Source organism: Polaromonas sp. (assembly GCF_029945895.1).
Lineage (GTDB): Bacteria > Pseudomonadota > Gammaproteobacteria > Burkholderiales > Burkholderiaceae_C > Polaromonas.
The window spans coordinates 1-11,476 of sequence record NZ_JAQSDL010000093.1; the positions used below are offsets into that span (position 1 = coordinate 1).

The 11,476-nt window shown below is 64.5% G+C and carries 14 protein-coding genes; 6 read left to right on the plus strand and 8 right to left on the minus strand.

Going from position 1 to position 11,476, the window contains the following annotated elements:
* A partial coding sequence (gene panB / locus PSV33_RS14055) for a 3-methyl-2-oxobutanoate hydroxymethyltransferase (RefSeq protein ID WP_300562815.1) occupies positions 1 to 803 on the plus strand: 803 nt, incomplete at its 5' end.
* Positions 804 to 1,072: 269 nt separating this feature from the next.
* Complete coding sequence (gene panC / locus PSV33_RS14060) at positions 1,073 to 1,921, plus strand: pantoate--beta-alanine ligase (RefSeq protein WP_300562817.1); 849 nt, start codon at positions 1,073 to 1,075, stop codon at positions 1,919 to 1,921.
* Positions 1,922 to 2,044: 123 nt separating this feature from the next.
* Here the strand turns inward: panC and PSV33_RS14065 are convergent, their stop codons facing one another.
* From PSV33_RS14065 to PSV33_RS14075, 3 genes are read right to left on the minus strand one after another with little or no spacing between them, the layout of a single operon-like run.
* Positions 2,045 to 2,419, minus strand: coding sequence for a hypothetical protein (locus PSV33_RS14065; protein WP_300562819.1), 375 nt, complete (start codon positions 2,417 to 2,419; stop codon positions 2,045 to 2,047).
* Positions 2,412 to 2,855 carry a phage holin family protein gene (locus tag PSV33_RS14070; RefSeq protein WP_300562821.1) on the minus strand — a complete coding sequence of 148 codons (444 nt, stop codon included), beginning with the start codon at positions 2,853 to 2,855 and terminating at the stop codon, positions 2,412 to 2,414. Before PSV33_RS14070 ends, PSV33_RS14065 begins: the two co-directional genes overlap by 8 nt.
* 46 nt (positions 2,856 to 2,901) lie before the next feature.
* Positions 2,902 to 3,207 (minus strand): DUF883 family protein, encoded by a 306-nt coding sequence (locus PSV33_RS14075; protein WP_300562823.1) that lies wholly within the window; start codon positions 3,205 to 3,207, stop codon positions 2,902 to 2,904.
* A 180-nt stretch (positions 3,208 to 3,387) separates the two neighbouring features.
* On the opposite strand from PSV33_RS14075, the gene PSV33_RS14080 reads away from it, so the two are divergent.
* A complete protein-coding gene (locus PSV33_RS14080) occupies positions 3,388 to 3,744 on the plus strand; it encodes a hypothetical protein (protein ID WP_096669617.1) in 357 nt (118 codons plus the stop codon).
* Positions 3,745 to 4,394: 650 nt separating this feature from the next.
* On the opposite strand, the gene PSV33_RS14085 is transcribed toward PSV33_RS14080, so the two are convergent.
* From PSV33_RS14085 to PSV33_RS14100, 4 genes are all read right to left on the minus strand, one after another.
* Positions 4,395 to 5,444: an NAD(P)H-dependent glycerol-3-phosphate dehydrogenase gene (locus tag PSV33_RS14085; protein ID WP_300562837.1), complete on the minus strand. Its 1,050-nt coding sequence runs from the start codon at positions 5,442 to 5,444 to the stop codon at positions 4,395 to 4,397.
* A 42-nt stretch (positions 5,445 to 5,486) separates the two neighbouring features.
* Complete coding sequence (gene secB, locus PSV33_RS14090) at positions 5,487 to 5,954, minus strand: protein-export chaperone SecB (RefSeq protein ID WP_096667270.1); 468 nt, start codon at positions 5,952 to 5,954, stop codon at positions 5,487 to 5,489.
* A 97-nt stretch (positions 5,955 to 6,051) separates the two neighbouring features.
* Positions 6,052 to 6,309: a glutaredoxin 3 gene (gene grxC / locus PSV33_RS14095; protein ID WP_300562825.1), complete on the minus strand. Its 258-nt coding sequence runs from the start codon at positions 6,307 to 6,309 to the stop codon at positions 6,052 to 6,054.
* 41 nt (positions 6,310 to 6,350) lie between these two features.
* Positions 6,351 to 6,761: a rhodanese-like domain-containing protein gene (locus PSV33_RS14100; protein WP_300562827.1), complete on the minus strand. Its 411-nt coding sequence runs from the start codon at positions 6,759 to 6,761 to the stop codon at positions 6,351 to 6,353.
* A gap of 184 nt (positions 6,762 to 6,945) precedes the next feature.
* Between PSV33_RS14100 and gpmA the strand changes: the two genes are divergently transcribed.
* From gpmA to PSV33_RS14115, 3 genes are all read left to right on the plus strand, one after another.
* Positions 6,946 to 7,689, plus strand: a complete 744-nt coding sequence (gene gpmA / locus PSV33_RS14105) for a 2,3-diphosphoglycerate-dependent phosphoglycerate mutase (protein ID WP_300562829.1) — start codon at positions 6,946 to 6,948, stop codon at positions 7,687 to 7,689.
* A gap of 198 nt (positions 7,690 to 7,887) precedes the next feature.
* Positions 7,888 to 9,324, plus strand: coding sequence for a S41 family peptidase (locus PSV33_RS14110; RefSeq protein ID WP_300562831.1), 1,437 nt, complete (start codon positions 7,888 to 7,890; stop codon positions 9,322 to 9,324).
* Positions 9,325 to 9,404: 80 nt separating this feature from the next.
* Positions 9,405 to 10,160, plus strand: a complete 756-nt coding sequence (locus PSV33_RS14115; RefSeq protein ID WP_300562833.1) for a HesA/MoeB/ThiF family protein — start codon at positions 9,405 to 9,407, stop codon at positions 10,158 to 10,160.
* A gap of 44 nt (positions 10,161 to 10,204) precedes the next feature.
* Here the strand turns inward: PSV33_RS14115 and PSV33_RS14120 are convergent.
* On the minus strand, positions 10,205 to 11,476 hold a 1,272-nt coding region (locus tag PSV33_RS14120), incomplete at its 5' end, for an AsmA family protein (protein ID WP_300562835.1).

Sequence of the window (11,476 nt, forward strand, 5' to 3'; positions counted from 1 at the left end):
TCAGCCTGCCGCGCCTGCGCGAGATGCATGCCCAAGGCGAAAAAATCACCATGCTGACCGCCTACGACGCCACTTTTGCCGCCGTGGCCGACGCCGCCGGGGTCGAGTGCATCCTGGTCGGTGATTCGCTGGGCATGGTCTGCCAGGGCCTGTCAAGCACCGTGGGTGTGACGCTGGAGAGCATGCGCCACCACACCGAAAGTGTGGCCCGTGGCCTGCGTCGCGCCCAGGCCACCGCCTGGCTGATCGCCGACCTGCCCTTTGGCAGCTACCACGAGTCGAAAGAGCAGGCGCTGCGCAGCGCCGTGGTGCTGATGCAGGCCGGCGCCCACATGGTCAAGCTCGAGGGCGGTGGCTGGACCACCGACACCGTGCGCTTCTTGGTCGAACGCGGCATACCGGTCTGCGCCCATCTGGGCCTGACGCCGCAAACCGTCCATGCCCTGGGCGGTTACCGTGTGCAGGGCCGGGGCGATGAAGCCGCCGCCGCCCTGACGAGCCAGGCCCACGCGCTGCAAGGCGCCGGCGCGTCCATGCTGGTGCTCGAAATGGTGCCGGCCGCGCTGTCGGCGGCGTTGACCCAGGAACTCACGCACTGCGCGACCATAGGCATAGGGGCCGGCGTGGGCACGGCCGGCCAGGTGCTGGTGTTGCACGACATGCTGGGCATGAATCTCGGCAAGATGCCGAAGTTTGTGCACAACTTCATGGCCGAAGCGCACAGCGTGCAGGGCGCGATGCAGGCCTATGTGCAGGCGGTCAAGCAACAACGGTTTCCGGTCAATGCCCTGCACGCCTGGTAGAAATAGGGCCCCCACGCTTGTCGCTTCGCGTACTTCGCTGCCCCCGAGGGGGCGCTGCGCCTGCGGGCCGGCAAAGCCGGACCCGCGGCCCTGGCTGGTAAAAAGGGAGGGCCCCACGCTTGTCGATTCGCGTACTTCGCTGCCCCCCCGAGGGGGCGCTGCGCCTGCGGGCCGGCAAAGCCGGACCCGCGGCCCTGGCTGGTAAAAAGGGAGTGCCCCACGCTAGTCGCTTGTATAGTCGCCCCTTTTGAACACGACCTTCGCACCGCATGAAAATCGTTCACACCATCCCTGACCTGCGCACCGCGCTGGCGCCTTTCCAGCACCCGGCCTTCGTGGCCACCATGGGCAACCTGCACGACGGCCACATTGCGCTGGTGAACCAGGCCAGACCGCTGGGCGACGTGACGGTGGCCAGCATTTTTGTGAACCGTCTGCAGTTCGCGCCGCATGAAGATTTCGACACCTACCCCCGCACCTGGGGGGCCGATTGCGAAAAACTGCAGGCCGCCGGCTGTGATGTGCTGTTTGCGCCGCGGGAGACAGATCTTTACCCCGAGCCGCAGACCTACAAGGTGCATCCACCGGCCGAACTGGCCGATATCCTCGAAGGGCATTTCCGCCCCGGCTTTTTCGTCGGTGTCAGCACGGTCGTGATGAAGCTGTTTTCCTGCGTGTTCGCCGGCAAGTCCGGGGGCGTCGCCATGTTCGGCAAGAAGGACTACCAACAGGTCATGATCATCCGGCGCATGGTGCAGCAGTTTGCCCTGCCGATTGACATCGTCCCTGGCGAAACCTTGCGCGCCGCGGACGACCTGGCGCTGTCTTCGCGCAACGGCTACCTCCATGCCCGGGAGCGCGCTGAAGCGGTGCAGCTGTCCAGGGCCTTGAAGGCGCTGGGCGAGGCCGCCAGGGCACAGGGCCTGGACAAACTCGAAGCTGTGGAAGCCCAGGCCATGCAGGCCCTGAGCGCCCGCGGCTGGACCCCCGACTACCTGACCGTACGCCGCCGCGCCGACCTGCTGCCGCCCGGAACCACCGCTGCAGCGGAGCCGCTGGTGGTGCTGGGTGCAGCCAGGCTGGGGACCACGCGTCTGATCGACAACCTGGAGATCTGAGGTCAGCCTGCAGTTTTTGAAAGAAAAAAGGCTTCCAGCCCAATATATACGGGCGCAAGCAGCTATCTATTCAGGAGCACTCAGAAGCCAGGTGAACGTGCACTCTGCCGCGCAGCCGCAAGATCAGGCGGCAGCGGGCGGGTCGCGTTCATCCGCCGGGTCGGTGGCCGGCCGACGCTGGTCCGCCAGCCACTGGTAACCCTTCCACACCAGCAGGGCCGAACCCGCACCGAGCAAGGCGTAACGCAGCAAAGGCCGGCGCGCGCCGGCCAGCAACAGCGACAACACCGGGGTGATCAAGGGCGCACGCCTGAGCAGGCCCAGCGCCAGCGGCAAGCCTTTGACCAGGGCCAGCCCCGGGACACCGCCTTTGAGCACCGTCACCGACTGCCGCGCCGCACCGAGCGCCTGGACCAGTTCGGCACGCTCTGTCGCCGAGCGCATCAACAGCAACTGCTTTCTCAGCGCCCGCTGGCTCAGGCTGCTGGCGTTATCCATGGGGGTCTCCGTCCCGCGGCGTGGCGACGACAGAAGCGGCTTGCAAGGCATCGCGGTCCTGCGCCATTTCGGCCAAGGTGGCCTGCAGGAAGGGTGGCCGCGTGGCGAGCGTGCGCCGCACGCGCCACCAGAACCAGCCGGCCAGCCCCAGATACAAAGCCGCAAAAACCGCCAGCGCCGCGACGCGCTGCGCAGGATCAACAGCCATCACCACCATCAAGCTGAACATCAGGATGCCAACCAGACCGAAAACAAGCAGGCCCAGCAGGCTCAGCAACAGGCCGATCAGCCGCTGCAACTCTTCCTCGAGCTCAACGCCGGCCAGCGCCACGCGCGTATGCGCCATGGACAGCGCCGTCAGGCCCAGCTGGCGCAGCGATGCGAAGAGGCGCGGCGGCTGGCCGCTGCCAGGGCGTTCGGAAAAGGGGCTATTCATGGCAACAACAGGCACGCCGGCACGCCGGCGCTTCCCGTCATGGCGATCATGACCTGCGGTTGACCAGCAGGCCGATCAGGAAACCGACCGCGGCGGCGATGCCGACGGCTTTCCACGGGTTGGCATGGACATACTCGTCCGTGACCTTGGCCGCCTCCTTGCCCTTGAGCAGCGCCGCCTCCTGAAGGCCGGTCAGTTTTTCAGTGGCAAGCTTGAGTTTGACAGCAGCCTTTTCACGCAGCGCGGCCGCCGTCTCGCCGGTGGCGGCGGTGGCGGCCTTGAGCAGGTCCTCCACGTCGGTGAGGACCACTTTCATGTCAGTGATCAGTTTGTCTTTGCTGGTGGTGTCCATGGCATGCTCCCAAGTGCGGTGAAAAAAATCAGGCGTCGCGTGAGCCCAGGACCAGTTTAGTCCCATCCGAAAGCCGCAGGCCGCGCACGGGTTGAAACCTGCAGGTGCCTTGATTCACCGCAATAATGCGGACTGCCAAAATCCGGCCAGTCCCCCTGATCAACCCACCCCGAGCCCACCATGGACCCCAACCTCCTGACCCCCCTGTTCACCCTGCTCGGCACACTGGTAGGCGGCCTGGTCACCTTTGCCGTGAACCGGCAGCAGTTCAAGCACCAGATCCAGGCACTGCAGCAGCAATACCGGACCGAGTTCATGGCCGAAGAAACCGCGCGCCACTTCCTGAGCCACAAAAGCTTCACCGACCGGTCCTTCGAGGTGCTGAAAAAACATCTGGGCGGTTTTGACGACGATGAGCTACGCAAGATCCTGGTCCGCGCCGGTGCGGTGCGCACCTACCGAGACGACGACAGCGAGTGGTGGTATCTGTTGTCGCGCATGGGCGAGCGGATTGAGAAGATGCAGCAAAAGGGGTGACCTCTGCGTTGCGGCATCACGCTGCGGCAGTAGCTGGCGTGGGACAGTAGTTTCAACTCCCCACTCCCTCCCCCCGCCCCTCCCTCGCCCCGCTGGGCGATGGCGGGGAGCTTCATTTGGCCGCGTGTGCTGCAAGCGCGTGCATACATGACAGTCCCGTGAGTCCGACATGACGCGCTTCGCGCGTCATGTCTCCCCGAACCCGCACCCGCATCCGCATCCGCATCCGAATTTATTCTCCCACCCGTCGGGCTGGGCCGAGCAGCGCAGACGGAGGCGGGATCAGGGCGGCAGTTGTCCGAGCGAAGCGAGTTCTGCCGACCCCCGCCGGAGTCGAGCAGCGCAGGTTGCCCGCAGCGAAGCGAAGGGACCCAGACCATCGGGTCGCCTTTCTTTTGGGTACTTTTCTTTGGCGAAGCAAAGACAAAGTGCCTCGTCTGCCGGGGCGAGACCCGGCTTGCTGGAAGGCCCACAGCCGCGCAAACTTGCGCAGGCTTCGACCCTTCGACAAGCTCAAGACAGGCCAAGCTCAGTCCGAACGGTGAGCAGAACAGCAATCGCTATAAATTCAATAGCTGCCAGCGCCCGTCAAACAAGGGCTGGGGCCATAAAACACCATCAACCCGGCCCGGGACAAGCCGCAGCAGACGTTAACGCAGCTCGGCCGCCGGATCCCGTCCCATCAGCGCCGCCACCGCCTCGGCGGGCTTCACCTGCCCATCCAGCAAGGCCACCACCGCTTCGGAAATCGGCATCTCGACACCGAGCCCCTGCGCGCGTTGCACCACCGTGCGGGCGCAGTACACCCCTTCAGCCACATGGCCCAGCGAGGCAACAGCCTGCGGCAGGCTCTGGCCCTGGGCCAGCAGCAGGCCGACCTTGCGGTTGCGGCTGAGGTCACCGGTGGCCGTCAGCACCAGATCGCCCAGGCCCGACAGGCCGGTGAAGGTTTCGGCCCGCGCTCCCAGGGCCAGGCCCAGGCGCGTCATTTCAGCCAGGCCGCGCGTGATCAGCGCGGCGCGGGCATTGAGCCCCAGGTTCAGTCCGTCGCACAGGCCGGTGGCGATCGCCAGCACATTCTTGACGGCGCCGCCGACCTCGACACCGACGATGTCGTCATTGGCGTAGATGCGCAGGGTCGGGCTGTGGAAGGCCGCGACCAGCGTGTCGCGCACCTCGGCGTGTTCGCTGGCGGCCACCAGCGCGGTTGGCTGGCCACGCGCCACTTCCTGCGCAAAACTCGGACCACTGAGCGCACCCGCTCTTGAATTGATAGCAACCTGCGCACGTATTTCGTGGGCCAGGAGCCCAAAAGGCTTGACAGATGAGGTGGTGGCCGGGAGGGCTGGCAGAGGGGCTTCAAACCCCTTGCACAGCCAGGCCACCGGCACGCGCACGTGTTGCAAACGCTGCAGCATGCCGCGCAGGGCCGCAATCGGTGTGGCGATCACGATCAGGTCCTGCTGCACCAGCAAGGCATCCAGCGAGGCGTCGGAGCCGCCCGCCAGCAGCAGGGCCTCCGGCAAGGCGATACCGGGCAGGTAGCGTGTGTTGAGCCGCTGCGCCTGCATGGCAGCCAGCTGCGCGGCGTCTCGCGCCCAGAGGGTGACCTGATGCCGCGCGGAGGTGCCGCCTGCATTGGCCGCGCTGACGGCCAGCGCCGTGCCCCAGGCACCAGCACCAAGGATGGCGATTTTCATGGGCATGAAAAGGCCAGGGGCAGTGCCAGCACCACGGCGACCTTAAACGATGATTTGCGGGGCTTCCTGGGCCGCCGAGGCTGCCGCGGCCTGCTGCTGCTCGAACATCGCCTGGAAGTTGATTTCCGCCAGGTTGACGGGCGGGAAACCGCCACGCTGGATCACATCGGCCACGTTGCCGCGCAGGTAGGGGTAGACAATCTGCGGGCAGGCAATGCCCAGCACCGCGTTGAGCTGCTCGGCCGCCATGTTGCGGATTTCAAAGATGCCGGCCTGCTTGGCCTCGACCATGAACACGGTCTTGTCTTCGATCTTGGTGTGCACCGTGGCGGTCACGCTGACTTCGTAGAGGCCGTCGGCAATCGGGGTCGCCTCGACGCCGAGCTGGATATCGACCGCAGGCTGCTCCTGGTTGAGCAGGATTTCGGGAGAGTTGGGCTGCTCCAGGGACACGTCCTTGAGGTAAACGCGCTGGATCTGGAACACAGGATCAAGGTTGGCTTCGGCCATGATGGTCTTTCGGATTGCTTGAAAAATAAAAGCCCGCTGAACAGCAGGCACGGAACATTATCCCCGTTCGGCCCGCAGGCCCCCGGGCAGCCCGCGCTCAGCCGGCCAGCAGGGGCAACAGGCCACCACGGCCATCCAGCGCCATCAGGTCGTCGCAGCCGCCCACATGGGTCTGGCCAATGAAGATCTGGGGCACGGTCCGGCGACCGGTGATTTCCATCATTTTCTGGCGCTCGTCCGGTTGCAGGTCGACGCGTATTTCCTCGATCTCGGTCACACCGCGCTGCTTGAGCAGCTGCTTGGCCTGAATGCAATAGGGGCAGGAGGCGGTCAGGTATATCTTCACAGGGGACATCGAAATCTCCGGGTCGGGGGTCAATAGGCAGCGGCAGCTTCTCAGGCCTTCTCGATGGGAAGGTTAGCCTCTTTCCACGATTTGAGCCCGCCCGACAGGCATTGGGCCTGCTCGTAGCCGAGTTTTTTGGCAATGGCCAGCGCCCGGTTGGCGCGTGCGCCCGAGGCACACACCAGAATCAGGGGGAGCGCCTTGTTTTTCACGGTGGCAGGCAGTTTTTCCTCGAACTGTCCAAGCGGCAGGTTTTTGGCGCCGGCAAGGTGGCCTGCGGCAAATTCCGGGGCTTCACAGACATCGATGACCACCGCCTTCTCACGGTTGATCAGTTGCACGGCGCCGGCAGCGCTGAGCGAACCGGCTGCCATACCGCTGGAGATCAGAGGCCAGAGCAGCATGCCGCCGGATGCCAGCGCAATGGCGATCAGCATCCAGTTGTCGATGAGAAATTTCACTGTAAGTCCTTCTTGGTGTTTGCAATTAAGGACTGATTTTAGAATGCAGGGAGCACTGCCGGTTTTCCTTGGGCTTTATCTGGTGCCTGCCGCAGTTTTTGCCCGCCCTTTTTTACCCTTTTTCGCCCCGGATACCCCGCCGGGACTTGCCCCCCCTTTTAACTTCACGAAGCCGCTTCACACCATGTACAAACTTGTGCTCATCCGCCACGGCGAATCAACCTGGAACCTGGACAACCGCTTCACCGGCTGGACCGACGTGGACCTGACCGCCACCGGGGTGCAGCAGGCCATCAACGCCGGCCGCTTGCTCAAAAACGAGGGCTACGACTTTGACCTGGCCTACACCAGCGTGCTCAAACGCGCCACCCGCACCTTGTGGCACACGCTGGACGAGATGGACCGTACCTGGTTGCCGGTGGTTCACAGCTGGCGCCTCAACGAGCGCCATTACGGTGCCCTGCAGGGCCTGAACAAGGCGGAGACCGCCAAGAAATACGGCGACGAGCAGGTCCTGGTCTGGCGGCGCAGCTATGACACGCCGCCGCCGCCGCTGGAGCCCAACGACCCGCGCTGCGAACGCGATGACCCGCGCTACGCCCGGTTGAAGCCCGGCGAGGTGCCGCTGACCGAATGCCTGAAAGACACGGTGGCCCGGGTGCTGCCCTTCTGGAACGAGTCCATGGCGCCGGCCATCCTGGCCGGCAAGCGCATTGTGGTGGCAGCGCATGGCAACTCGATACGCGCACTGGTGAAGTACCTCGACAACATTGCCGACAAGGACATCGTCGGGTTGAATATTCCCAATGGCATTCCACTGGTCTACGAACTCGATGCCAGTCTCAAGCCGCTGCGCCACTACTACCTGGGTGACAGCGAGGCCATTGCCAAAGCCGAAGCGGCGGTTGCCGCGCAGGGCAAGGCCTGAGCCCCGGACGGGGGCCGGCGCAAGACGCGCCCCTGTGTCAAGGCGAGGTAAAGGTGGCCCGTTTTTGGAATATTTTTGCATGCCGGCACCAGTGGGAGCGCCGGTAGCGGGAACTGTTGGTCAAGGCCTTTCTCCAAGGTGTATATTGTTTCAAATTCTGTGGCAACTGCCCCGAAATCGGGGCCAATGAAGGTGTTTATGGGTCAGAAACTCAAGATAGCAGGCTGGATTTCGATCGGCGCGGTCGCCGGTGCGCTGACCACCGTGCAACTGCAGGCGGTGGCACGGGGCGGACTCACACCGCTGCCGCTGGAAGAGCTGCAACAGCTGGCCGCCGTGTTTGGCATGGTCAAAACCGACTATGTGGAGCCTGTTGACGAGAAAAAACTCATCACTGACGCGATCTCGGGCATGGTCGCCAGCCTGGACCCACACTCGGTTTACTTCGACAAAAAGTCCTTCAAGGAATTCCGGGAGGGCACCAGTGGCCGCTTCGTCGGTGTCGGCATCGAGATTTCTCAGGAAGATGGCCTGGTCAAGGTGGTCTCGCCGATCGAGGGTTCACCCGCCGACCGCGCCGGCCTCAAGCCCAATGACCTGATCACCAAGATCGACGATACCGCGGTCAAGGGCCTGAGCCTGAACGATGCCGTCAAGAAGATGCGCGGCGAACCCCGCACCAAGGTCACGTTGATGATCTTCCGCAAGGATGAAAATCGCACCTTCCCGGTGACCATCACGCGCGAGGAGATCCGCACCCAGTCGGTACGCAGCAAGGTCATCGAGCCGGGTTATGCGTGGATCCGCCTGAGCCAGTTCCAGGAACGCACGGTTGATGATTTCGTCGCCAAGCTCGAACAGATCTACAAGCAGGAGCCCAACCTCAAGGGGCTGGTGCTGGACCTGCGCAACGACCCGGGCGGCCTGCTGGACGCCGCCGTGGCCGTGTCCGCCGCCTTCCTGCCCGAGAACGTCACTGTGGTGTCGACCAATGGACAACTTGCGGAAAGCAAGTTCACCTACAAGGCGGCACCCGAGTTCTACCAGCGCCGCAATGCTGCAGATCCCCTCAAGCGCCTGCCTGCGGCTGTCAAGAACGTGCCGCTGGTGGTGCTGGTCAACGAGGGCTCGGCGTCAGCCAGCGAGATCGTCGCAGGCGCGCTGCAGGACTACAAACGCGCGACCATCATGGGCAACCAGACCTTCGGCAAGGGCTCGGTACAGACCGTTCGCCCCCTGGGTCCCGACACAGGCCTGAAGCTCACCACCGCACGTTATTTCACGCCCAGCGGCAAGTCGATCCAGGCCAAGGGCATCGTCCCCGACGTGATGGTGGATGAAACGCTCGAAGGCAGCCCGTTTGCGGCCCTGCGCACGCGCGAAGCCGATCTGGAAAAACACCTCGCCAGCGGCCAGGGTGCCGAAGTGAAAGATCCCGGCCGTGAAAAAGCCCGCGAGGAAGCCCTCAAGCGCCTGGAAGAAGAGTCCCGCAAGAGCCCCGAGCAGCGTCGCCCACCCGAGTTCGGCAGCGACAAGGACTTCCAGCTCGCGCAGGCGATCAACCAGCTCAAGGGCCGGCCCGTGATGATCAGCAAGACCATGGTCGAGCGCAAGGAAGAGAAAAAGGAAAACTGAGCGCGTCTGCCCGCTGCCGGTCCGCACGGGCTGGCCGCCTGGCCGCCTGGTGGCCCTGCACTGCCAGGGTCACTTCCGCCATGAACGATACCCAGCTGCTTCGTTATTCCCGCCACATCCTGCTCGACGAACTGGGTGTGGAAGGCCAGAACACCCTGCTGTCGTCCCGTGCGCTCATCGTGGGTGCAGGCGGCCTGGGTTCACCGGTCGCACTTTACCTGGGCAGCGCCGGGGTCGGGCGCATCACCGTGGTGGATGACGACCGGGTCGATGCCACCAACCTGCAGCGACAGATCGCCCACACACTGGCCCGCGTCGGCCAGTACAAGGCGCACTCCGTGCAGCAGGCCGTCGCTGCCATCAATCCGGACGTCGAGGTCACGGCCGTCACCCGGCGTGCCGACCCTGCCCTGCTCGACGAACACGTCCTGCAGGCCGACGTGGTGCTGGACTGCACCGACAACTTTGCCACCCGCCAGATGATCAACCGGGCCTGCGTGAAACACCGCAAACCACTGGTATCCGGTGCGGCTATCCGCTTCGACGGCCAGGTGACGGTCTACGATCCGCGCCAGACCAGCTCACCCTGTTATGCCTGTGTCTTTCCACCGACGGAATCCGTACAGGAAGCCCAGTGCGCCACCATGGGCGTGTTTGCTCCCCTGGTGGGCATTGTTGGCACCGTGCAGGCGGCAGAAGCGCTCAAGCTGCTGTGCGGCATCGGCCAGGCGCTCACGGGCCGGCTGTTGATGCTTGACGCACGCAACATGGACTGGCATCACGTGCGGGTCGCACGCCATCCCTCCTGTCCGGTATGCAGCAGCGTGCCAGCCTGAACGCCGCTCACGCCCGGCGCCTCTGAGGCGCCGCACTTGACGTGTTATTTGGTGGCCGCGCTGGTGGCTGCTGCGGGTTTGTCCGGTGGCTTCACCGGGCTGGCTACCGCCAGCACCCGCTCACAGTCGGCATCCTTTCCCGGCCCGGTTTCCACCGTGGCCGCCAGCGCGAGCAGTGGGTTGATCGCCCCCAGCAGCAGGGCCATGCCGGCCCGGCCTGCCAGTGCCGCCTTGTCGGGCCCGGCCGCCGGTCGGGCAAACGTGCCGGTGATTTTCAGGGGTGAGCGCAGGCTCAGGATGCTATGGTCCTTGGGTTGCGGGTACAGCACCAGGTCCAGCGTTTCATCGGCCAGGCTGATCGCACCAGTGCCGTTAATCAGGGTGTCGGTGGTATCCAGCAGCAGGGCCCGGCTGGTCATCAAGCCCTGCTTGACATCAAACGCGGCGGCTGCGCAGCGCAGGGTGACATTGCGGTCGCCGCTGGCCAGGAACTTGATGATTTCACCGCCATCCAGCCCCATGAACTCAAGCAGGATGTTGCTGACCTGACCCCGGCCCATCAGCAGAGCCACGTTGCCGGAGGATGAACCAAGGACTTGGGCGCCGGAGCTGCCGCGGCCAGTCAGATCAATCCGGCCGTTGAGCTTGCCCAGGCTGCCTTCGGTGCGTTCGATGCGCGGGAACAGCTGGTTCAGTTGCAGCGTGCGGGCTTCGAGTCTGGCGTGCACCAGGGCGGGCTTGCTGTTGGCGTCGATACGGATCAGGCCGGCAAGCCGGCCACCGGCCACCCCCATGTCCAGCGGATCGAGCTGCAACACACCGTCCTTCAGGAAAATGCGGGCGTCGAACCGATCCAGCGGGAAGGCGCCAGCGTTCTTGACATCCACGACCTTGTAGCTGACGTCGGCATTCATGGTTTTGAGGCGCTCGAAGTCCAGCGTTGCCGTCGGCAACACCTTGCCGGCCGCCTGCACCTGTTTGGCGGCCGAGGAAGGCTTGGTCTTGGCAACAGTTTTGGTCGTTGCGCCTGACGCCCCAGTCGGCACACCAATGAGCGGGCCAAGGTCCTCGAAATCGAGCGACCTGGACTGCACCTTGCCCGACAGCAGGGCCGGCTTAACCGAGCGGTCGTAGGCGAGCTCGCCCGACAGGTCCGACTTGCCCAGACGCCCCTGGATGGCCCCCACCTTCCACACGGCACCCTGCTTGCCCAGGTGACCGCGCAGGGCATAAGCGGGCGTATCCGGCAAAACGACACCCAGCAGGTTGTAGAGGTCGGCCAGTGTGCGGCCCTTGAGGTCGAAATTGGCATCCAG

What these genes read in the sequence shown, in the direction of transcription:
- PSV33_RS14085 (WP_300562837.1), bottom strand. Translation starts at nt 5,444, where the DNA reads ATGAAAATCGCCATCCTTGGTGCTGGTGCCTGGGGCACGGCGCTGGCC.
- PSV33_RS14070 (WP_300562821.1), bottom strand. Translation starts at nt 2,855, where the DNA reads ATGAATAGCCCCTTTTCCGAACGCCCTGGCAGCGGCCAGCCGCCGCGC.
- PSV33_RS14110 (WP_300562831.1), top strand. Translation starts at nt 7,888, where the DNA reads ATGGGTCAGAAACTCAAGATAGCAGGCTGGATTTCGATCGGCGCGGTC.
- secB (WP_096667270.1), bottom strand. Translation starts at nt 5,954, where the DNA reads ATGGCCGAAGCCAACCTTGATCCTGTGTTCCAGATCCAGCGCGTTTAC.
- PSV33_RS14080 (WP_096669617.1), top strand. Translation starts at nt 3,388, where the DNA reads ATGGACCCCAACCTCCTGACCCCCCTGTTCACCCTGCTCGGCACACTG.
- panC (WP_300562817.1), top strand. Translation starts at nt 1,073, where the DNA reads ATGAAAATCGTTCACACCATCCCTGACCTGCGCACCGCGCTGGCGCCT.
- PSV33_RS14065 (WP_300562819.1), bottom strand. Translation starts at nt 2,419, where the DNA reads ATGGATAACGCCAGCAGCCTGAGCCAGCGGGCGCTGAGAAAGCAGTTG.
- PSV33_RS14075 (WP_300562823.1), bottom strand. Translation starts at nt 3,207, where the DNA reads ATGGACACCACCAGCAAAGACAAACTGATCACTGACATGAAAGTGGTC.
- gpmA (WP_300562829.1), top strand. Translation starts at nt 6,946, where the DNA reads ATGTACAAACTTGTGCTCATCCGCCACGGCGAATCAACCTGGAACCTG.
- PSV33_RS14115 (WP_300562833.1), top strand. Translation starts at nt 9,405, where the DNA reads ATGAACGATACCCAGCTGCTTCGTTATTCCCGCCACATCCTGCTCGAC.
- grxC (WP_300562825.1), bottom strand. Translation starts at nt 6,309, where the DNA reads ATGTCCCCTGTGAAGATATACCTGACCGCCTCCTGCCCCTATTGCATT.